The organism is uncultured Salinibacterium sp. (genome assembly GCF_963974405.1).
Classification (GTDB): Bacteria; Actinomycetota; Actinomycetes; order Actinomycetales; family Microbacteriaceae; genus Rhodoglobus.
Window position 1 is genome coordinate 170434 of the sequence record NZ_CAXBBH010000002.1, and the last position, 22108, is coordinate 192541.

19 protein-coding genes are annotated in these 22108 nt (G+C 61.7%); 13 read left to right on the forward strand and 6 right to left on the reverse strand.

All coding sequences use genetic code 11. The features are described from left to right. Positions 1 to 7: 7 nt before the first annotated feature. The 13 genes from pta (at position 8) to AACZ26_RS09310 (ending at position 15867) form a co-directional block, all read left to right on the forward strand. On the forward strand, positions 8 to 2116 hold the full coding sequence (gene pta, locus AACZ26_RS09250; protein ID WP_339620968.1) for a phosphate acetyltransferase: 2109 nt from the start codon (positions 8 to 10) through the stop codon (positions 2114 to 2116). After that, complete coding sequence (locus AACZ26_RS09255; protein WP_339620969.1) at positions 2113 to 3234, forward strand: acetate kinase; 1122 nt, start codon at positions 2113 to 2115, stop codon at positions 3232 to 3234. The genes pta and AACZ26_RS09255 overlap by 4 nt, the downstream gene beginning before the upstream one ends. 574 nt (positions 3235 to 3808) lie before the next feature. Next, entirely contained in the window at positions 3809 to 5971 is a 2163-nt protein-coding gene (locus AACZ26_RS09260; RefSeq protein ID WP_339620970.1) for a DNA polymerase III subunit gamma and tau, read from the forward strand. Between the two features lie 3 nt (positions 5972 to 5974). Continuing rightward, positions 5975 to 6574, forward strand: a complete 600-nt coding sequence (gene recR, locus AACZ26_RS09265; protein WP_339620971.1) for a recombination mediator RecR — start codon at positions 5975 to 5977, stop codon at positions 6572 to 6574. Positions 6575 to 6666: 92 nt separating this feature from the next. After that, positions 6667 to 7932: an aspartate kinase gene (locus AACZ26_RS09270; RefSeq protein ID WP_339620972.1), complete on the forward strand. Its 1266-nt coding sequence runs from the start codon at positions 6667 to 6669 to the stop codon at positions 7930 to 7932. 89 nt (positions 7933 to 8021) lie between these two features. Further along, entirely contained in the window at positions 8022 to 9086 is a 1065-nt protein-coding gene (locus tag AACZ26_RS09275; RefSeq protein ID WP_339620974.1) for an aspartate-semialdehyde dehydrogenase, read from the forward strand. 77 nt (positions 9087 to 9163) lie between these two features. Next, positions 9164 to 9796: an SGNH/GDSL hydrolase family protein gene (locus AACZ26_RS09280; protein ID WP_339621619.1), complete on the forward strand. Its 633-nt coding sequence runs from the start codon at positions 9164 to 9166 to the stop codon at positions 9794 to 9796. A gap of 57 nt (positions 9797 to 9853) precedes the next feature. Beyond that, on the forward strand, positions 9854 to 10525 hold the full coding sequence (locus AACZ26_RS09285; RefSeq protein ID WP_339620976.1) for an SGNH/GDSL hydrolase family protein: 672 nt from the start codon (positions 9854 to 9856) through the stop codon (positions 10523 to 10525). Positions 10526 to 10545: 20 nt separating this feature from the next. Then, positions 10546 to 12021: a malate:quinone oxidoreductase gene (locus tag AACZ26_RS09290; RefSeq protein ID WP_339620978.1), complete on the forward strand. Its 1476-nt coding sequence runs from the start codon at positions 10546 to 10548 to the stop codon at positions 12019 to 12021. Positions 12022 to 12160: 139 nt separating this feature from the next. After that, a complete protein-coding gene (locus AACZ26_RS09295; RefSeq protein ID WP_339620980.1) occupies positions 12161 to 13381 on the forward strand; it encodes an ATP-binding protein in 1221 nt (406 codons plus the stop codon). Further along, entirely contained in the window at positions 13378 to 14532 is a 1155-nt protein-coding gene (locus AACZ26_RS09300; RefSeq protein ID WP_339620981.1) for a hypothetical protein, read from the forward strand. The genes AACZ26_RS09295 and AACZ26_RS09300 overlap by 4 nt, the downstream gene beginning before the upstream one ends. Then, positions 14519 to 15202 (forward strand): response regulator, encoded by a 684-nt coding sequence (locus AACZ26_RS09305; RefSeq protein WP_339620983.1) that lies wholly within the window; start codon positions 14519 to 14521, stop codon positions 15200 to 15202. The genes AACZ26_RS09300 and AACZ26_RS09305 overlap by 14 nt, the downstream gene beginning before the upstream one ends. Further along, a complete protein-coding gene (locus tag AACZ26_RS09310; protein WP_339620984.1) occupies positions 15202 to 15867 on the forward strand; it encodes a thymidine kinase in 666 nt (221 codons plus the stop codon). Before AACZ26_RS09305 ends, AACZ26_RS09310 begins: the two co-directional genes overlap by 1 nt. A 127-nt stretch (positions 15868 to 15994) precedes the next feature. Here AACZ26_RS09310 and AACZ26_RS09315 read toward each other — a convergent pair whose 3' ends face one another. The 6 genes from AACZ26_RS09315 to AACZ26_RS09340 form a co-directional block, all read right to left on the reverse strand. Further along, positions 15995 to 16726, reverse strand: a complete 732-nt coding sequence (locus AACZ26_RS09315) for an amino acid ABC transporter ATP-binding protein (protein ID WP_339620985.1) — start codon at positions 16724 to 16726, stop codon at positions 15995 to 15997. Then, positions 16723 to 17589 (reverse strand): amino acid ABC transporter permease, encoded by an 867-nt coding sequence (locus AACZ26_RS09320; protein ID WP_339620986.1) that lies wholly within the window; start codon positions 17587 to 17589, stop codon positions 16723 to 16725. The genes AACZ26_RS09315 and AACZ26_RS09320 overlap by 4 nt, the downstream gene beginning before the upstream one ends. Positions 17590 to 17599: 10 nt before the next feature. Beyond that, the gene (locus AACZ26_RS09325; protein ID WP_339620988.1) at positions 17600 to 18448 is read right to left on the reverse strand and encodes an ABC transporter substrate-binding protein; all 849 of its coding nucleotides are present in this window, start codon (positions 18446 to 18448) and stop codon (positions 17600 to 17602) included. Positions 18449 to 18537: 89 nt separating this feature from the next. After that, positions 18538 to 19014, reverse strand: coding sequence for a cupin domain-containing protein (locus AACZ26_RS09330; RefSeq protein WP_339620989.1), 477 nt, complete (start codon positions 19012 to 19014; stop codon positions 18538 to 18540). Continuing rightward, on the reverse strand, positions 19007 to 20365 hold the full coding sequence (locus tag AACZ26_RS09335) for an amidohydrolase family protein (protein WP_339620990.1): 1359 nt from the start codon (positions 20363 to 20365) through the stop codon (positions 19007 to 19009). Before AACZ26_RS09335 ends, AACZ26_RS09330 begins: the two co-directional genes overlap by 8 nt. After that, positions 20362 to 21906 carry an adenosylhomocysteinase gene (locus AACZ26_RS09340; protein WP_339620992.1) on the reverse strand — a complete coding sequence of 515 codons (1545 nt, stop codon included), beginning with the start codon at positions 21904 to 21906 and terminating at the stop codon, positions 20362 to 20364. The genes AACZ26_RS09335 and AACZ26_RS09340 overlap by 4 nt, the downstream gene beginning before the upstream one ends. Positions 21907 to 22108: the final 202 nt, after the last annotated feature.

The window sequence follows — 22108 nt, forward strand, 5'->3', positions numbered from 1 at the left end:
TGAACGCGTGACGCGGAACATTTACATCACCTCCATCGAGGGCCACGCTGGCAAGTCCACGATTGCCCTCGGTCTGCTCGACACGCTCAGTCGTGAAGCGAAACGGCTGGGGGTGTTTCGACCTGTGGCGCGCACGAGTGACGAACGCGACTACGTCTTAGAGATGCTGCTTGGTCATGAGGCTGTAAACCTCAACTATGACGATGCCGTAGGCGTCGGTTATGACGATGTTCATGCCGACCCCGACTTGGCTCTGAGTCGCATTATCGAACGGTTCAAGGCTGTCGAGGCGCAGTGCGATGTCGTGGTGATCGTGGGTTCTGACTACACGGATGTTGGCAGCCCAACCGAACTGTCGTACAACGCGCGAGTGGCAGCGAATCTGGGTGCCCCGGTGCTCCTTGTCTTAGGCGGTCAGTCTGAGGATGGTGAAAGCCGCAGCCCCGACGACATGGCTCAGGTGTATTCGATCGCGCATCAAGAGTTGGATGCCGCTCACGCCCAATTGGTCGGCGTTGTAGTTAATAGGTCAGACCCCGATCATCTCGACGACATCATCGGGGGAGTGAGCGCTGCGGTCGGCGACGATACTCCGGTCTGGGCTATCCCCGAAGACCCCTTCCTTATTGCTCCGAGCCTTGGCTCGCTACTGGCCGCTGTCGATGGCGAATTGCTGCGCGGTGATGCTGACCTGCTGCAGCGTGAAGCGCTCGGCGTCGTCGTGGCCGGCATGACGATGGAGAACGTGCTGCAGCGTCTCATCGAGGGCTCGGTCGTGGTGGTTGCCGGTGACCGATCGGATGTGCTGCTTGCGACACTGATGGCGCACGCGTCGGAGACGTTTCCTTCGCTCGCGGGGATCATCCTGAACGGTGGTTTTGATCTCTTGCCGCAGATTGAGCGCCTGATGGATGGACTGGATGTCTCACTGCCCGTGATTCGTACGTCATTCGGCACGTATGACACCGCTCGCACCATTACGAAGACGCGAGGCCGCTTGGCCGCAGAGTCGCCCCGTAAGTTCGATACCGCGCTTGCGCTGTTCGAGCAACATGTGGATGCCGCCGAGCTCATGCGCCGCCTCGACTTGCATCCGCCCACGGTCGTGACACCGCTCATGTTTGAGTACGGCCTGCTCGATCGAGCCCGCCAACGCCCGCAACACATCGTGTTGCCGGAGGGCAGCGACGATCGTATTCTCCGGGCATCAAGCACGCTGCTGCGCCGTGGCGTTGCCAAGCTCACGATTCTGGGAGACGAGGGTGAAGTGCGTGGCCGCGCGGCTGAGCTCGGTCTCGATATCTCGGAGGCGAGCATCCTGAGCCCCTTTGATGAAGAGCTACGCGACCGATTCGCTACCGAGTACGTGAAGCTGCGAGCCCACAAGGGCATGACGATGGATGTCGCCCGCGAGACCGTCACCGACGTGTCCTACTTCGGCACCATGATGGTGCACTTGGGACTTGCCGACGGCATGGTCTCGGGCGCCGCGCACACCACGGCGCATACAATTCGGCCCAGCTTCGAGATCATCAAAACGAAACCTGATGTGTCAATCGTGTCAAGCGTGTTCCTCATGTGTCTTGAAGACCGCGTGCTCGTGTACGGCGACTGTGCGGTGAACCCTGACCCGGATGCGGCCCAGCTGGCTGACATCGCGATCTCGTCGGCCGCAACGGCCGAAGAGTTCGGTATTGAGCAGCGCATTGCCATGCTGTCGTACTCCACCGGAACCTCGGGCAGCGGAGCGGATGTCGACAAAGTTCGCGCTGCGACCGCTCTCGTCATGGAGCGTCGTCCCGATCTTGCTGTCGATGGCCCTATTCAATATGACGCTGCCGTGGATGCTGCGGTTGGCAAATCAAAAATGCCCGATTCAGAGGTTGCCGGCCGCGCCACCGTTTTTGTTTTTCCCGACCTCAACACCGGAAACAACACCTACAAAGCGGTGCAGCGCAGTGCAGGTGCCGTCGCGATTGGGCCGGTACTGCAGGGACTCCGCAAACCCATCAATGACCTCTCGCGCGGAGCCCTCGTGCAAGACATCGTCAACACTGTCGCGATCACCGCAATTCAGGCGCAAGCCGTGGCCGCACAAGCTCAGGAGCAAGCATGACCACCGTCTTCGTAGTGAATTCTGGTTCGTCATCCATCAAGTGGGAACTCTTGGATGCCGAATCCGGCTCCGTCTATAGCGGCGGCATCGTGGAACGCATCGGGGAACCCGGCGGAGGCGCAGCGGACCACCACGACGGAATGCGTCAGATTTTGGCTGAACTGGGAGACGAGCATCCGGCCGTTGTCGGACACCGGGTTGTTCACGGGGGAGCGGAGTTCACGGCCGCTACCGTCATCACCGATGAGGTCGAAGATCGGCTTAAAGAGATCTCGGTGCTCGCCCCGCTCCACAACCCCGCCAACCTTGAGGGGATTCGGGCGGCGCGAGCAACCTTCCCTACGGTCCCTCATGTGGCAATCTTCGATACCGCATTTCATGGCACTCTCGCGCCAGCGGCCTATACCTACGCGATCGACACGGAGCTGGCTCGTACTCACGGCATCCGTCGTTATGGCTTTCACGGCACCTCGTACCGCTATGTTGCCGAGCGTGCAGCAGAGGTGCTCGGCAAAGATCTTGCCGATCTCAAGCTGATTGTGTTCCATCTTGGCAATGGGGCTTCCGTGTGTGCCATTGATGGCGGGCGCAGCGTGGAAACATCGATGGGGATGACGCCGCTTGAGGGCCTCGTGATGGGCACGCGTTCCGGCGACATTGACCCTGGCGTGCTCTTTCATCTCGGTCGATCTGGCATGGATCTTCCCGGACTCGACCACCTTCTCAACAGAGAGAGCGGCCTGCTTGGCCTGACGGGAACGGGCGATATGCGTGACGTTCAGTCGAAAGCGGATGCCGGAGACGAACGAGCCCAAGCAGCGCTCGCCGTCTACTACCACCGGCTTCGTCACTACCTCGGTGCTTACCTCGTGGCCTTGGGCGGAGCCGACGCGATCGTCTTTACAGCCGGGGTGGGAGAGAACAACGCCAACACACGTCTCGCGACGGTTGAGGGTCTTGAATCGTTTGGCATCGTGATGGATGCCGCCGCCAATGCTGAAGCTCGACGAGATGAACGCGTGGTGTCGGCATCTGATTCCCCGATAAAGGTTCTTGTGGTACCGACGAACGAGGAGCTGCAGATCGCTCGAGAATCGGTGGGCGCAGTAACCCGATAGTTCGGCCTCTTGACCCCCTTTGTGGACTCTTGCTTTGCGGCACAGCGACGATTTAGTGTGAAGTCGAGGTCGGATCCATGCGGCATCAGCTCGGGCTAACCACTCTGCGAGTCTCTCGCAGCTACTCGAGTTGAGATGTGTGCGCAGCGCGTTCGTTGACCTTGCGGTGAGGGGGCAATTGTGGTCATCGCGAAAGTAGTTGTTCGTAGATCCGAGCGGTCTATGGCTCCTACTGGCTCCGGGCGGGCTGCTGCAAGATTTCTCGACGTCCATAGGCGGTATCGCGTGTGAATAGGGGTGACAGCGCACTGGAGCGCTGCCACCCAACCACTCGCCTCGAGAGCAAAGTGCGTGCAGGGTTTTCCATCCCCCCGGGGAGCCCTGCACGTCTATTCGGGTAACGCTTGCCACGGATCAGGTGTGGCGATGGTCGGTAACCAGCCGACCAGAGATGATTCGGAGGTGTGCGGCGAACGGTTTGGTTGAGATCAAAAATTCTGAACTCTGCCTCTGAGCTTCGCTTGTTTGCTCCGGGCGCGTTGGGATCGTCAGCGGTCACGACTACGCTAGGGGCGTGGTTGCTGCCCTATATCGCCGATACCGGCCCGAGACTTTTGCTGAACTCATCGGCCAATCTCAAGTGACCGATCCGTTGCGCACAGCGCTACGCACCGATCGGGTCAATCACGCCTATCTCTTTAGCGGTCCTCGAGGCTGCGGCAAGACGACATCCGCCCGCATTTTGGCTCGCTGCCTCAACTGCGCAGAGGGCCCGACCGACACTCCCTGTGGTGTCTGTGCGTCGTGTGTTGAGCTCTCGCGAGATGGTGGTGGGTCGCTCGATGTTGTCGAGATTGACGCTGCAAGCCACAACGGTGTTGAAGATGCCCGTGACCTGCGCGAGCGGGCTGTGTTCGCTCCTGCCCGCGACCGTTTCAAGATCTTCATCCTCGATGAGGCTCACATGGTGACGCCCCAGGGCTTCAACGCAATGCTCAAGATTGTGGAAGAGCCGCCGGAGCACGTGAAGTTTATTTTTGCGACGACCGAGCCAGACAAGGTGATTGGCACGATTCGTTCGCGCACTCATCACTACCCTTTCCGTTTGGTGCCTCCAGCCCAGATGCTCGACTACGTTCAGCAGCTGTGCGAAAGCGAAAACGTTTCTGTCGAGCCAGGAGTCTTGCCGCTCGTCGTTCGTGCCGGCGGCGGTTCAGTGCGCGACACTCTCTCGCTGCTCGACCAACTCATCGCTGGTTCTGAAACTCAGACCGTTATCTACGAACGTGCGGTTGCACTGCTCGGCTACACGCACGCTGAGCTGCTCGACGAAGTGATCGATGCCCTCGGTTCTGGTGATGCCGGGGCCGCTTTTTCGTCGGTTGACCGCGTCATTCAGACGGGTCAAGATCCCCGCCGTTTTGTTGAAGATTTGCTCGAACGGATGCGCGACCTCATTGTCGTGGCAGCAACCGCGGGCAGCGCCGCCGAAGTGCTTCGCGGCATCCCTCATGACCAGCTTGAGCGCATGGGGCAGCAGGCACACACTCTAGGCGCCGCCGAGCTGTCGCGCGCAGCCGATGTGATCAACGCGGCACTCTCGGACATGACGGGTGCCACGTCGCCGCGGCTGCACCTTGAACTCATGGTGGCCCGCATTATGGTCCCCGCGAGCGATGACACCCAGCGGGGTGCTCTTGCGCGTGTTGAACGCCTTGAGCGTCGCATTGGTATCGAAGGTGACGGATCGGCTGCTGCGCCACCAGTGACGCCCTCAGCGCGCGCAACCACTGTGCCTGCGGCACCGGCAGCTGCTGCGTCCGCACGTGTTTCTGCCCCAGCGTCCGTTTCAGAGCAGACAGCGTCTGCCGCTCAGGGTGACGCTGCTGCGGCCCCGGCAGCCAGCTCTGGGCTCTCGGCTCCCGCCGAGCCACGAACCACTCCCATCTCGATTCAGCAAGTCAAAGATGCTTGGCCTGAGATTCTTGAGGTCGTTGAGACGCTCAAGCGCTCGGCTTGGATGGTTGTCTTCACTGCCAAGCCTCTCGAACTGCGTGACGACAAAATTCTTGTGCTCTCGTTCCCGAGTGAACGAGATGTCGAAGCTCTTAAGCAGCGCAGCGCGCCAGGCGAAGGCGTTGGAGACTACCTCAAGAAGGCTTTCGTGCACGTTCTCGGCTTCGAGCCCGCGTTCATCGCCAAGGTAGAAGGAGCACCATCCACGCCGTCTTCGGGCCCGCAGACGGCTGTCGCTCCGGCACCATCGAGCCCTGAATCAGCCGCAGCAACTGCACTACAGGCCGCTGCACAGCCACGCACGCCACAGCAGACAGCGCCGGCCGTCGATGAGGGCCCTGAACCAGAAGAACCCGCGCCGGCCGAAGACCGTGAACCCGGCGGATGGGCCGTAGCCGCCATTCCGGAATCAGAGCCAGAACCCGAAACCGATCCTTCGATGGCGCGCGGTGGTGCGGCCACGAACGAAACTGTCAAGCAACAAGCGCAACGAGCCCAACAATCCAGTGTCGATCCGACAGTTGACCGCCTTGCGGCGGCAGCTGCGGCGGCACCCCCGGCGCCGCCGGAGTCGCAGGCTCGCGCAACGATGTCGGCAACCGCCGCACAAATGGACCGCTCCCGCTATGGCGAAGCGGTCGTGCGCGAACTGCTGAACGCCACCTTTATTGAAGAGCAGCAAGTGGCGCCAAAAGTAGTGCCCCAGCCGAGAGACGAGTAAGCCGTGTACGACGGAATTGTTCAAGAACTGATCGACGAACTCGGTCGGCTGCCCGGTATCGGCCCCAAATCGGCACAACGAATTGCGTTCCATATTTTGCAGACCGAAAGCTTCGATGTGCGCCGGCTGGCAGAACTGCTCAATGACATCCGCGACAAGGTGCATTTCTGCGCAATCTGCGGCAACGTCACCGAGCACGAGACGTGTTCAATTTGTCGTGATGCGCGCCGCTCGCCGGCAACGATTTGTGTCGTCGAAGAAGCAAAAGACGTCGTTGCGATCGAGCGCACCCGGGAATTCCACGGGCTGTATCATGTACTCGGTGGGGCCATCAGCCCTATCGATGGAATCGGACCTGACCAGTTGCGGATCAAACAACTGCTTGGCCGGTTGGCTGACGGCGTCGTCACAGAAGTCATCATCGCGACCGACCCCAATCTCGAAGGTGAAGCAACCGCGACCTACCTCACGCGGCTTCTCGTTCAACCCAACCTTCGAATTTCCCGCCTCGCATCCGGTCTCCCGGTCGGCGGAGATCTTGAATATGCCGATGAGGTAACCCTCGGTCGTGCATTTGAGGGTCGTCGAACGATCGACAACTAGCACTCCCGTAACGAACTTCGGCGGCAGTGCGCGCACCGTTAGACTCGCACTTCGGGCAGCATTCGCCCGCAAACACACGCTTCAGGAGAACAATGAGCCTCATCGTTCAAAAGTTCGGTGGCTCGTCCGTTGCCGACGCTGAGAGTATTAAGCGCGTCGCGAAACGAATCGTCGAGACCCGCAAGGGCGGCAATGACGTAGTCGTCGTGGTCTCTGCCATGGGCGACACCACTGACGAGCTTCTCGACCTTGCCGAGCAGGTGGTGCCTGTGCCCACCGGCCGCGAGCTCGACATGCTGCTCACCGCTGGCGAACGAATTTCGATGGCGCTCCTGGCGATGTCGATTAAAAGCTTGGGTGTCGATGCCCGCAGTTATACAGGTAGCCAGGCCGGTATGGTCACGGATGCTCAGCACGGCGCAGCTCGCATCGTTGAAGTTTCTCCTCGCCGTGTGAAAGAAGCTCTCGATGACGGCGCTATCGCCATCGTTGCGGGCTTCCAGGGCTTCAACCGGGGAACAGGGGACATCACGACCCTCGGTCGCGGCGGTTCCGACACCACGGCCGTAGCCTTGGCTGCCGCCCTCGGCGCTGAAACCTGCGAGATCTACACCGATGTTGACGGAATCTTTACGGCGGATCCCCGCATCGTAAAGTCAGCGGGCAAAGTCGATGTCGTCACGAGCGAAGAGATGTTGGAGCTTGCTGCCGCGGGCGCCAAGGTTCTTGATGTGCGTGCGGTCGAATATGCGCGCCGGCATGGCGTAACAATTCACGTGCGGTCGTCGTTTAACAACAACACGGGCACGTTAGTGGTCAATCCGAAGGATGGAGAGAGCGTGGAAGAAGCAATCATCACAGGTGTTGCCTCCGATCTGAGCGAAGCGAAGATCACGGTGGTGGGAGTTCCTGACGTTCCCGGCAAGGCTGCGCAGATCTTCACGATCGTGGCCTCCGCCAATGCCAACATTGACATGATCGTTCAGAACGTTTCTCTGGCATCCACGGGTCGCACCGACATCTCCTTCACCCTGAAGAAGTCGGATGCCGAAGACGTGCTGCGTGCACTGACCTTCCGTCAAGAAGAAGTCGGCTTCGAGTCGCTGCAACACGACGACCAGATCGGCAAGCTGTCGGTTGTCGGCGGCGGTATGCGTACCAACGCCGGAGTGTCGGCTCGACTGTTCACGGCGCTCTTCGAGGCTGGCATCAACATGGAAATGATCTCCACGAGTGAGATTCGTATTTCTGTAGTGACGCGTGCCGACACTGTGGCTGAAGCTGTTCGCGTTGTTCACACCGCGTTCGGGCTTGATGGTGACGAAGAAGCTGTCGTTCACGCGGGAACGGGCCGCTAGTTTCCCGTTGGCCTCACGGCCACCGCTTGTCGTAGATTGGGCCGTTCGGCGCTAGTGTTGCCGAACGCAGACTGTAGGTAGAGGTTTTCATGGGTAATGCAGGCATCCGTATTGGTGTTGTTGGGGCGACCGGTCAGGTCGGTGCTGTTGTGCGCCGTCTGCTCGAAGAGCGCGATTTTCCGGTAGCGGAGATTCGCTACTTCGCGTCATCGCGCAGCGCCGGCACGACTTTGCCGTTCAAGGGTGAGCAGATCACCGTTGAAGATGCCGCTGTTGCCGACCCCACGGGGCTCGACGTTGCAATATTCTCTGCGGGAGCGACGACCTCGAAGGCTCAGGCACCGCGCTTCGCTGCTGCCGGTGTCACCGTCATCGATAACTCGTCGGGCTGGCGCATGGATCCCGAGGTTCCCTTGGTCGTCAGCGAGGTCAACCCGCACGCGATCGACCAGGCCGTCAAGGGCATCATCGCGAACCCGAACTGCACCACGATGGCGGCGATGCCCGTGCTGAAGGTTCTGCATGCCGAGGCGGGCCTCGAGCGCCTGATCGTCAGCACTTACCAAGCCGTATCGGGCGCAGGCCTTGCCGGTGGCGAAGAGCTGCTCGAGCAGGCTGCGGCCGCAGTGTCGCAGAACGCGATGGGCCTTGTTGAAGATGGCGCTGCCGTCTCGATGCCCGCTCCCAATAACTTCCCCAAGAACATTGCCTTCAATGTGGTTCCGCTCGCCGGCAGCATCGTCGACGATGGCCTCAACGAGACCGACGAAGAGAAGAAGCTGCGCAACGAAAGCCGCAAGATTCTCGAGCTGCCCGACCTTCTGGTGAGCGGCACGTGCGTTCGCGTGCCCGTCTTCACCGGCCACTCGCTGTCGATCAACGTGGAGTTCAGCAAGCCCTTGAGCCCCGAGCGTGCCACGGAACTGCTGGCGGATGCTCCGGGTGTGAGCCTCAGCGACATCCCGACGCCTCTCGAAGCCGCCGGTGCCGACCCCAGCTTTGTGGGCCGCATCCGTGCGGATGAGGGCGTGCCGAACGGTCGCGGTCTCGCGCTGTTCATCAGCAACGACAACCTGCGCAAGGGCGCCGCTCTCAACGCGGTGCAGATTGCAGAACTCGTCGCAGCGAAGATCATCGCGAAGGCTTCGGTGTAGCGGGAGCCTTCTCCCCGCACTCCGCTTTCACCGCGATGCGCTTCTCCTCGATAGTGCGCGCGTTCCTGACAACCGTGATGGTTGCCGTGACGCTCGGACTTTCGGCGTGCGTATCGACGGCCGTTGCGGTGGATGATCGTGACCCTGACGCCGTGCGCGTCGCGTTCTACGGTGACTCCTACACGCGCGGTTCCGGCGCCACCGTGCAAGCACTGCGCTGGTCGACGCTGCTCAGCGAGCAGCGCGAATGGAGCGAGTTCAATCCGAGCGTGAGTGGTCTCGGTTACGCCCGCAACCGCACGATCGTGGGCGACGGAGACCTGCCGAGCCTCATTATTGCCGACAATCCCGATGTGGTGATTGTGACGATGGGCTTGAACGACAACTTCACGTTCGACTCTCAAGCCGACGAGATCCGTGCGAACATCGCGACCGATCTCACTCGGTTGGCGACAGAGCTTCCGGAGGCGCGCCTCATCGTGGTCGAGCCATTCTGGTTCAAGGATGAGCGCCCGGAGTCGGTCGAGACGATCATCTCCTGGGTGCGCGAATCTGCTGAGGCGGTCGACGCGGAATACATCGCCCACGCCTCGTACTGGCTTGAGGGTCATCCCGAATGGATGGCGAGCGATGAGCTTCACCCCAACGACGAAGGCCACGCCGCTATCGCGGGACACATGAACCGAGCGCTGCGCGTTCTGGGGTTGTAAGGCAACTGGCGGGGGAGTTCTCCCTACCGATCGGGGCACCCGCACCGAACCCTAGACATGAAGTTCGATTCTGTAACCCGCACCATTGCCGCAACCGTCGTCGTGGCGGCGTCGTTTGGCCTCGCGGCCTGCAGCACGCCCGAGCCAGCGGAAGAGCGTGATCCGAACGACGTGCGCGTCGCCTTCTACGGCGATTCCTACACGCTCGGAACAGGAGCAGCGGATGCCGACAACCGCTGGTCGACGGTGGTGAGCGAGCAGCGCGACTGGAGCGAGTTCAATCCGAGCGTCAATGGCTTGGGGTTCATCAACAATCGCACGACATTCGGTGATGGCGATCTGCCCAGCCAAATAATCGCGGATGGCCCCGACATCGTGTTTGTGACGATGGGGCTGAACGACAACTTCAGTTTCGGTGCGCGAGCAAGCGACATCCAAGCGCAGATCACGGACGACTTCGATCGTTTGACGACCGCGCTGCCGGATGCCCGCTTCATTGTTGTTGAGCCGTTTTGGTACACGGATGAGCGGCCCGACTCGGTAGAGACCATCATTTCGTGGGTCGAAGCTGCGGCCGCGGCCAGCGGTGCCGACTACATTCCGGGAGCCTCGCACTGGATCGAAGGGCACCCCGAGTGGATGGCCAGTGACGGGCTGCACCCCAACGATGACGGTTACGCCGAGATGGCAACACAGATGGATCAGGCTCTTCGCACGTTAGGGCTTTAACAGACGGCTAAAGTGGAGTTGTGAAGAAAACCGTCGACGTCGCGCTTATCGGCGGCGGAATCATGAGTGCCACCCTGGGAACGCTGTTGAAGCAACTGCAGCCTGACTGGGAGATCCAAATTTTCGAACGCTTGGGCGATTTGGCTCAAGAGAGCTCGAACCCGTGGAACAACGCTGGCACCGGACATTCCGCGCTGTGTGAGCTGAACTACACCCCGCAAAAGAGCGATGGCTCTATCGAAATTTCGAGCGCGGTAAAGGTGAATGAGCAGTTCCAGGTTTCGCGTCAGTTCTGGTCGTACCTTGTCAACGAAGGGTCGCTGCCCGAGCCGAGCTCGTTCATCAACCCGACCCCTCATATGAGTTTCGTGTGGGGCGAGACGAACGTCGACTACCTGCGCAAGCGGTTTGAGGCGCTCAAGGATCACCCGCTGTTTGCAGGCATGCAGTACAGCGAAGATCCTGCAGTGATTCACGGCTGGGCGCCTCTGATGATGCCGGGCCGCCGCAAGTCGGAGCCTGTCGCCGCAACTCACATTCCTTCGGGAACTGACGTCGATTTTGGCGCTCTTTCGAAGTACCTCGTGAGCAATCTCGTCGAGTCGGGCACCGAACTCAACACGGGAATTGTGGTCAAGAATCTTAAGCGTCAGAGCGATGGTTCATGGGACCTCAAGCTCCGCCATGATGTGGGCGGCACTCCTGTTGAACCTATCAACGCGCGTTTCGTCTTTGTGGGCGCTGGCGGTTACGCGCTCAACTTGCTGCAGAAGTCAGGCATCAAGGAGATTCGTGGTTTTGGTGGCTTCCCGGTGAGCGGTGAGTTCCTGCGCACTGATAATCCGGACGTGGTCGCGGCGCACAGCGCCAAAGTCTACGGCAAGGCTGCCGTCGGTTCGCCTCCGATGTCGGTTCCGCATCTTGACCTCCGCGTGGTCGATGGCACGGGCAGCCTGATGTTTGGTCCGTACGCCGGATTCAGTCCCAAGTTCTTGAAGACCGGTTCTGTTCTCGATCTGTTCGCCTCCATCCGCTGGCACAACCTGTTGCCGATGGTCGCGGCCGGTATCAGCAACCTCTCGCTCGTCAAGTACTTGGTGAGCCAGCTCTTGGCGAGCCCCGAGACCAAGTTCGAAGAGCTCAAGCAGTTCGTGCCGAATGCGAAGCCAGAAGATTGGTACCGCATTACCGCCGGACAGCGTGTGCAGGTCATGAAGAAAGACCCGAAGAAGATCGGTGTCTTGCAGTTCGGTACCGAGGTTGTGTCGTCGGCTGACGGCACCATCGCGGGTCTTCTCGGCGCATCACCCGGAGCATCCACGGCTGTGCCGATCATGCTCGGGCTCGTCGAAAAGTGCTTCCCCGAACGCATGAATGACTGGCGTCCGAAGATCGAGAAGATGGTTCCGAGCTTCGGTCAGCAGCTGTCTGATTCGCCCGAGCTTGCTCAGGCCACGCTCGAGCGCACGGCTAAGACGCTTCACATTAACCCGTAAGGTCGGCAATAAGGGTCATTTTGTACCCTGATTAACCGGATATTCCAGCAAACGTACCCCGTCTGCGGGGTACACCGCGTACCCCGAATGCTGCCATACTGGAGCAGTTGCATCTGCGACACGGCGAAGGGGAGCACGCATGTCTATCGGCCTGCCTGCCCACCTGCGCAAAGAAAGCGTGAGTCGAGCGTTCGCCCGAACGATCAACACGGTGGCCTTCGTCTGTTTCAGTATCGCGTTGCTGGGCGTCATCAGCCTGCAAGCGAGAGATATCGGGCTTGTCATGTGGCCGGCAGCACTCGCATTAGTGCCGCTGCTCGTCACCGTCACTCTCGTCAATCGCTACCGTACGACCTATTTCACGGTGGCCCACCTCATCATTGGAGCCCCGGCGCTCTACTGGTACACCCTGACCGTGGTTTCACAGCTCAGTCCGCTGGGACCGGTGGGGGGCTATCTCCTCAACTTGCCCGTTGTCGGCCTCATGCTGGTGGGCGGGGCAGCGCGCACTGTTCCCTGGAGCGTGCTCTGGGTCACGCTCGGGCTCGTTGCGGCGCAAGGTACATCTGCGCTGGCTGCGTGGCAGCTCACCGGCGACCCTCACTGGCACCCCACTGGCTACATCGTCTTTGCCGCCGTAGTCGTGGTTCTCTTCATCCTTCGGTCGAGCCAACGCGGCGTGCGCCGAGTGCAGTCTCACTTGCACCGGGCGGCTCGCGATGATGAATTCGCAAGTCTGCGCTACGGAATTGAGGCGACCTCGGCTGCAGTCATGCACGACACCGTGCTCAGCCATCTCGCGGCCATCGCGAACGCACCCTTCGGCGCGATGAGCGAGCAACTCCAGCGCGAGATCAAGCGTGACCTTGAAGTGCTCATCGGTGAGGAATGGCTCTCCACCGCGGCGTCGGACGAGGTCGACGATCCGCGTTTTGACTGGCAGGGCAGCCCGCTGTACACCGCCATCAGTGAAGCTCGCGCGCTTGAACTTGGAGTCGAGGTGACGGGCGACCTCGCCGCACTGTCGCGGTTGGATGCTCGAGGCGCGGCCGCGCTCGGACCGGCCGTGAAGCAGTGCCTCGTGAACGTGATCAAGCACTCGGGTGTGATGCAGGCCGAGGTCGCCGTCTTCGGTTCTCCCGACGAAGTTAGCGTGCTTGTTGTCGATGGGGGCAAGGGCTTTCATGAGGCTGAAACCGGGGATGATCGTCTGGGCCTTCGGCAGTCGGTTCGTCGCCGGATTGAACTGGTGTCGGGCACTGTTCAGGTCTGGTCCACGCCGGGCCTTGGGACCTCGGTAATGATCCGAGTGCCTACGTCGGAGAATCAGCCGGCGCTTACCGGGGCGGTGAGCGAATGAGGTCAATCGTCGACACCACCACCGTTCAACAGCTAGATCCGCTCGGAACCCTCGATGGGCGTCCCGCGGGAATCGTCGCCGTCGTCGGCTCTCTGGTCTTTAGCGTCGTGGTTACCTCTAACCGGGCGGGGCAGATTGAGGATCCGTTCCTTGCGAACGCGGCCTTGTTCTTCATCGCCGTATCCGCCGTGCTCTACATCGTGACGACGAGCCCGATTCGTCCGCCGTTCAGTGGCGGCCTGCATGCCCTCATCGTCGGTTTGCTGATCATCGCCTTCGCACTGAGCTCGGCATCCATCGGTTCAGGGGGAGCACTGCTCACCGACTTCTGGGGCCCGCTCGTCATTGGGGTGATGTGTATGGCGCTCGCGCCCTATCGTCCCATTGCCGAACTGGTGACTCTCGGAATTGTGGCGTCGATCTTCACCGGGTTTATTGGTCTAGTACAATCGTCGGTGGCCGACGTCGCAGCACCGCCGATGATCGTGGTGCTGTTCACGATGACTCCCGTGCTCACGATGTCGCTCGGCGGTGCAGCCTTCGCTCGTTCCTTGGCAAGCACTCACAAGCGCTGGGAAGCGCGTGCCCGGCGGGCAGCGCGTCGTCAATTAGACCGTGAACACGACAGCGTCGCCCGTTCTGTGCAGCAAGACCGCGTCACGATCCTCAACCGCGACGTTGTGCCGCTGTTCACCGAACTTGCTCAGCGCAGAATCGTCTCGCCCGAAGATCGCGCTCGCGCCGCTCAGTACTCGGAATCCATTCGCAGTCTGATGGTGAGCGAAGTGAACCGCAGCTGGCTCGAATCTGTGGTTGCCACTTCGTTCGGCGCTCTCGATGACGGGCGGCGAGTGCAAGACCCGCAGCGTCTTGCCGCGGCCATGACGCCTCACCAACGCACGGCGCTCCGCGCGGCCGTTCTCGCCGTTGCTTCGGGCACCGATTTGATCGCAGACACTGTGCGTTTGCGTATCGAGAAAACTCCCACGGGTGCCGCGATCACCGTAACGGGCAGCGTGGGTTCGAACGAATCCTCCTGGCGTTCGACGCTGGCGCCCTACATCGCCGTTTTGCGCGTAGTTTTTACTGGACTGCGCATTTCCTATCGATCGCCCTCCCTCACTGTTAGGTTCACGTATGACACCCCCTGAGACCCACCTCAGCGCTCACCTCGGTGACCGTCCGCCGATTCGGCTCGCCATCCTCGACGATCACGAAGTGCTGCTCGATAGCCTCAACAGCTGGATCACCAACAACGCTCCCGACTTCGACGTCGTGCTCACCGCGAGCACGTGGCTCGAGCTCGTGCACAGCGACAAGTTCCCGACCGAACTGGTATTCCTTGACTTCCAACTCAAGGAGCCCGTCTCGATCGAGGCGCGCGTGCGCACGTGCCGGGCAGCCGGAGCAAAAGTGATCGTACTCTCCAGCCTCGACAGCCGCGAAGCGCGCGATCGGGCGCTCGCTGCCGGCGCAGCAACCTTCCTCTCCAAGTCGCTTCCCATGCATGAAGTAATGGATGCTGCACGTCACATCATGGGCGTCGAAGCGGAGGGTGCGCAACAGCACGACTGGCGCCCGCTGCCCTCGGGCTCGGCCGATCAATCCAAACCGAAGCTGAGTGCTGGTGAGGCAGATGCTCTCACCCTGTACGCTTCTGGACTAAGCACACCGCAGGTCGCTGAGCGCATGAATGTTCAATACGAGACCGCGAAAACGTACTTGCGGCGAGTGCGGGAAAAGTACGCAAAGGCCAACCGGCCGGCTAGCAAAAAGGCAGACCTGATTCGTCGGGCCGCTGAGGATGGATTTCTACGCTGATGAGCAAACTGTATTTTCGCTACGGAGCAATGAACAGTGGCAAGAGCACCGCATTGTTGCAAGCGGCTTACAACTATGAAGAGCGTGGTCAACAGGTTTTGCTTGCCAAGCCTCACATCGACACCAAGGGCGACAATGCGATCGTCTCGCGACTGGGAGTCACCCGTCAGGTAGATTTCACGATCTCGCCCGTCGATGAGGTGTACGACGTTTTTGCGCGGGAGCGTGCGAAAGTCTTTGAGAAGACCGGCTTGCCCGTGAGCTGTCTCCTCGTGGATGAGGCCCAGTTCTTTAGCGAGGCTCAGGTCGATGACTTGCTGCGTATCGCTATCGTGGAGAAGGTTCCGGTGCTGGCGTACGGCATCCGCACTGACTTTCAGACTGTTGCGTTCCCCGGCAGCCGTCGTTTGCTCGAGATCGCGCATTCGCTCGAAGAGCTCAAGACCATTTGCCGTTGCGGCCGCAAGGCTGTGTTCAATGCGCGCACTGTCGGCGATGACTTCATCTTCGATGGCGACCAGGTTGCCATCGATGGTGTGGATGTCGGTTACAAGTCGCTCTGCGGAGCCTGCTACCTCGAAGAGAGCGGTGGCGTTCTCAACAGTGGCTGGCGCCCCAAGATCGAGTTCAGCTACGGAAGCGCGCCCGACGCCGACTTCTCCTAGGCACTGTTTGCCGCAGCCGCTGCCGGTGCGCCTGTAAGTTTGAGCTTTAGCGTGGGCTGCCGCTGCCGCTGCCGCTGCCGCTGCCGCTGCCGCTGCCGCTGCCGCTGCCGCTGCCGCTGCTCGCGTCCTAGTGGCGAACGCGCGAGAGAAACTGCACGGTCTCAGGCTCTTGAGGTGAGTCGAAGATCTGGGCAGGGGTTCCTTGCTCAACGATGCGGCCACCCTGCATGAAGACGATGCGGTCAGCGACTTCGCGCGCGAAGGACATCTCGTGGGTCGCCATGAGAATCGTCGAGCCGTCGGTCTTCAAGCGCCGTACGAGGTCGAGAACCTCGCCGACAAGTTGAGGGTCCAGAGCGCTCGTGATCTCGTCGAGAAGCAGCAGTTCAGGGTCTGTCAGCACTGCACGGATGATGGCTACTCGCTGTTGCTGGCCGCCGGAGAGGCGATCGGGGTAGTCGCGCGCTTTGTCGCCGAGGCCGAGCGAGACGAGCAGCGTCATCGCTCGCTCGGTGGCATCCGCCTTCGACATTCCGTGCACCTCGCGCGCGGCCAAGGTGATGTTGTCGATCACGCGAAGATGCGGAAAGAGGTTGAAGTGTTGGAACACCACGCCGATGCGGCTGCGGGCCGAGTCGGCATTCATGCCGGGGTCGGTGATGTCGTCGCCGTTGAGCAAGATCTGGCCGTCATCCACACGCTCGATGAGGTTGATTGTTCGCAGCAGCGTTGACTTGCCCGAGCCCGAGGCCCCGATGAGCACGACGACTTCGTGCTGGTTGACGGAGAGGTCGACGCCGCGCAGAACCTCGTGATCGTCGAACTGTTTGCGCACTCCGCGCACGTCGAGAACACTCATACGACGCCTCCGATCTGCTCGCGCTTAGCGAGTCGTGCGGTGAGCCAATCGGTGAGCCTGATCATCGGCCAACTCATGGCGACGAAAAGCAGGGCGGCAATCACGTAGGGCGTGAAGTTGTAGCTCTGGGCGACCTGAATCTGGGCAGCTCGCACGGCGTCCACGGCACCCAAAATCGAGATGAGCCCCACGTCTTTTTGCATAGAGACAAAGTCGTTCATGAGGGCGGGAACGACCTTGCGAACGCCCTGCGGGATCACGACGATGCGCAGGGTCTTGGCATGGCTCAGACCCAGCGAGCGGGCCGCCATGCGCTGCGACGGATGCACGGCTTCCATGCCCGCGCGCAGTACTTCAGCCACGTAGGCCGAGTAGGTGAGGATGAGGGCGATCGTTCCCCAGAACATGGCGGGCATGCGCGGGAAGATATCGAGCGCCGGCAGCCCGAAGCCGACCAGGTAGAGAACGATCAGCAGCGGCATCCCGCGAAAGAGGTCGGTGTAAATCGTTGCCGCTGCGCGGAGCGGAAAGAAAACCGGTCCGCGCAGCGATCGCGTTACAGCGAGCAGCGTGCCAAAAATGGCAACGCCGATCGCTGAGATAAAGAGCACCTGAATGTTGAGCCACAGCCCAGCGAGGATCGACGGAACGCTTGCCGCCCCCACCTCGAAGTTGAAGAACGATGCTTTGACGCTCTCCCAACCGGGGGTGTTGACGATGAGTAGTCCCACAATCGTGGCAAAAGCAATCGTGCTCACGATGCCGATGAGCACCGAACGACCGGTGGCGCGCCGGCGCACGTTCCGTCGTGACAGCTCAAGCTCGCTGGGGCGCCACGACGGCGTGCTCGTGGAGGTGCTCATCGGCGTGGTCTTACTTCAGAACAGGAACGTCGACGGCAGCGCTGAGCCACTCGTCCTGAATGGCCTGAAGAGTTCCGTCAGCAGCCAAAGCGTCGAGAGCCTCGCTCACAGCGGAGGTGAGCTCGGAGTTCTTCGGCAGCACGAAAGCGAACTCGTCGCCACCGGCGGAGGACTCGAACTGGCCGAGAATAACGCCGCCATCAATTTCAACGTTGGCGAGGTAGAACGCGCTGGGCAGGTCGATGACGAAAGCATCGATCTGACCGCTGGTCAGCGCAAGAACGCCGTCTTCGTTGGAGTTGAAGACCGAGAGGTCGTCGCCCAGAGCTTCAGCGGCGATCGTGTAGCTGGTGCTGCCGCTGGCAACGCCGACAACGACGTCCTTGAGGTCGTCGAGCGTGGTGGCGTCGGCTGCTGCCGAGCTCTCCGTCGCAATGATCGCCTGGGTGGTCGTGTAGTACGGGCTGGAGAAGTCAACGGCTTGCTTGCGGTCTTCGGTGATCGAGAACTGCTGCAGGTTGAGGTCCCAGTCCTTGGGGCCCGGTGCGATGGCGCTGTCGAAGCTCGAACGAACCCAGACAACGTCATCGGCGGTGAAGCCGAGTTCGTCGGCGAGAGCGTAAGCCACGGCAGCTTCGAAACCTTCACCGTTCGTGGGGTCGTTGTCGACCATCCACGGGGCGTAGGCGGGCTCGCCGGTAGCGATGGTGAGCTTGCCCGCGGTCAGGGTGGGTAGCGATCCGTCATCGACGGTCGAGCTCGTGTCAGCGGTGGTGTCGGCGGAGCAGGCGGTCAATGCCAGAACAGCTGCTGCTGCGGTGGCGACGAGGGCCCGACGAAAGTGCCGTGATGAGGTCATGGAAGTCTCCAGTTGCGGTGCGTGAGGTGGTTGAACAAACGTCACCCGAGCGGTACTGTGCTCGGGCGGAGAAAAGGATTACAGACTTGCTAGTTTACAAGTCGCCAGTCAGCGAAGTCGAAACCGGGCGACACAAAACAACTCACGAGCACCTCGCTGTCGGCGGTCAGTCGGCCCGCTTGCCAGACGCCGGCCGGAACAACGACTTGAGCGACGTGCCCGTTGGCGAGATCAGGGCCCAAAACGAAGCGTTGAACGTTCTCTTCGTCGGGCAGGTCACCGCTTCCGCCGAGCGAGAGCTCAAGCGTTCCGGGGCCGTGCCACATCCAAATTTCATCATTGGCTACGACGTGCCAGTCACTGTGCTCGCCAGGAACGAGCAGGTAATGGATGCAAGTGGCCGAGGGCCGTGCGCCGTTCGGAGTCTCGACGGGGCTAGTGCCGGCCCAGGTGCGACGGAACCAGCCGCCCTCGGGGTGCGCTTCGAGGTTGAGCAGCTGCGCGGTCGCCGGGCGGGTGTCATCGGCGGCATTAGCGGCGCCGGAGGCAGCAGTGGGATTAGTCATGGGCGGTTACTCCGGTCTGGTTCATGAAGGAGGTGCTGGCAAAACGTACGCGGCCGGAGACGAGCGTGGCAGCGGCGCGGCCGGTGCCGGACTCGACGAGGGCAACGATGGTGTCTTCGATTCCGGTGACGGGGATGTCAAAGAACGCGAGGTCGGCGAGCGCGCCCACAGCGAGGTGACCGGTGCGGTCGGGGCCGACGTCGATGCCCATGGCGTGAGCGCCGCCGAGGGTCGCTGCCCGCAGTAGGCGTTCGGGAAGGTCGCGCATCGTGTGCCCTTGGGAGTGCGCGATGCGGGAAAGCTCCGCGACATCCGCCATCAGGTCGAGTGAAGGGCTCGACGAGAGGGAGTCGGTGCCGATGGCCAGCGCGTTGCCCTCGGCCAAGTAGGCGGCCACGGGAGGCTCGTCGAGGCCGATAACAGCGTTGGAGCGGGGGCAGAGTGCCACGCTCGTGCCGCGAGCCCGCAGAAGGGCACGGTCTCGCGCGGTCATGTAGATGCCGTGGGCGATGTGGCAGTCGGGCCCGAGCACGCCGAGCTGGTCGACGAACTCTGTGGCGCCGGTGCCGAAACCGGCGGCGCGCAGTTCGCGAAAGCTTCCCAGTTCGCGGCCATGCCACGGGTCACCGTGCTCGTGGTGGAACTCGCGCTCGAATGCCGCTTCGCCTAGGTGCAAATGCAGGCGGCTACCGCGCTCGCGAACGATGTCCGGAATTTCGAGCAGCGGCACGACCTCGAGCGAATACGGGGCGTGCGGCGAGAGCCCGGTTCCGGGAGGCGAGGGCAGAGCATCCAGAGCAGCCTCGACCTGCTGACGGCCGGTGCGAGCCCAGTCGTCATTGGTCCAGCTCATTACTTCCCAGTACGTGATGCCGTGCAACCCGGCGTCGTGCAACGCAGCGGATGCCTCAACGTCGGTCACGATGTCGGCGACGGCGGTGGTGCCCGCTTCGATCATGAGCTGAGCGCCTGCCGCGGCATCCGCAGCCCAGTCGTGGGGCTGGTCGTACACGGGGTTGAACGCGGTCGACCAGTCGTCGAAACCGTTGTACTGCCCGCGGCCGACTTCAGCCATACCGGTGTACTGCAGGTGCGAGTGCGCGTTGACTAGCCCGGGCAACAGGACGCCGGGCCAGTGGATCTCGCGCGCACTGATGCCGCGGTCGGCGAGGGAGCGACGAACCCAGTCGCGCTCGCCGACGTGCAGTATGCGACCGTCGCGCACGGCAATGGCACCGTTCAGCAGCGGGGGAGCAGTGATGGGGATCACGAGGCCGGCGGTGTACAGCACGACTTGGTGGTCGGCATCCGCGGTGGTGCTCGCGGGTGCCTCGGGATGGAGGTTACTCATCGGGTTTCCTGATTCGGTGAAGAGCTGAGGTAGCGGCGGGAGCGCCAGTCGTGGGCCGCGGCGAGTTGGGCGTCGGCGGGGGTGTCGATGTGTTCACCGCGGGCGGCCAAGGCGGCACGGGCGACGGTGTCGTCGATGCTGGTGGGGAGTGCGTGCACTCCGACGGCCGGTCGGGTGACGACGAGTTCTTCGACGGCGGCGAGCTGAACAGCGAACGAGAGATCCATGATCTCAATCGGATTGCCTTCGGCTGCGGTGATATTGATGCAGCCGCCACGGTCGAGCACGAGGGTGCCCGCCGGATCAGCACGATCAACGTGGGCGCCGAGCGGCGTGAGTTGTTCGGCGGGATCGCCCATGAGCATTCCGTCGAGATCGAGTTCTCCGGGAACGCCGCCGGCCACAGCAACGGCCCGCGCTGTGCGGGCGAGGTCGGCGCTGATCGTGTGCGCAACGCCGGTGCTCGAGACGACCAGGGCGCCGGCACCGAGCTCGGCAGCCTCACCGATGTCGTATCCATCATGGGCAGCACGAAGCGCCAATACGGGGTCAACCTCGGCCACGCGCACCTCGGCTCCGAGCGCCGCAAGGTGAGCCGCAACGCCCTCACCCACCGGGCCATACCCGATCACGAGAGCGGGCTGATCACGCACGGTCACACCGACTCGGTCAAGAGCATCCGCAATCGCGAACACACACGACTGACCGGTGCCGTAACGGTTATCGAAACGCGTCTTCATCTGAGCGTCATTGACCGCAAACACAGCAGTGTCGAGGATGCCCAGAGCGCTCATCTGGCGAAGCGGCGTCAAGCCACTCGTCGTCTCCTCGTTCGCGCCAATCCACTGCTTCACGAGGTGCGGAGCATCTTCATGAGCAAGACGGATGAGGTGCGAACCATCGTCGAGAAGGATGTCGAAACCGCGTTCGAGGAACGCCAGCGCAGCAGCGCGCTCGGCTAGGCCGCTCAGCGTCTCGGAGCCGTCGACAGCAATACCGCGCGCCCGTAGTGCTTCCGCAACGGACGCATCGATTTCATCCGGGTGCGCGTACACCGCGACCTCGGCGCCCGCGGCGGCGAGCAGCAGTGCCAACTGGGCAGTTTTGGGTTCGAGCACCATGGCGATGCCGATGCGTAAGCCCTGGACCGAACCGCGCTCGCCGAGGCCTTTCGCTACGAGTCGCGAAACGGGCATGTGTTCGCCCGCGAAGTCGATGCGTCCGTCGGCGTCTCCGCGCGACGGCAGGGAAGCGCCACCCAGAAGGAGCATGGCGGTGATCTCTGAATCGGGGCCAGCGGCATCCAACTGGATGTCGAGGAGATGAGTGGATGCGGTGGTGATGGCGTCGTGGCGGCTAGCGGTGACCACGTGAGCACCCAGCGCGCTGAGCATTCGCGTCAGTTCGCGAGAAATGGCGGTGAGTTCAGCAGTTTCGGGCTGAGCTGCGATGATGCGCACGCTGCGGCCGGCGACCAACAGGTTGGTGTCGCGGGCGAAGCGGCGAATGATTCGTTCGGCTATAAGTGTTACGTCGGCCACTTGTCAAGAGTAGGGCACCGCTCGGGGGTCAATCGAACGCCGCCAGAGCGCTGCGGTGCCACCCAGCCGTGCACCGTGACCAAACACAAATCGCCCTCCCGAAGGAGAGCGATTAGTGAACTGCCTGAGACTCGCAATTCTGCGGCTCACAGCCAGTGATTTGTCGGGGTAGCGGTGTTCTGGTGCAGGACATAGGAATAGG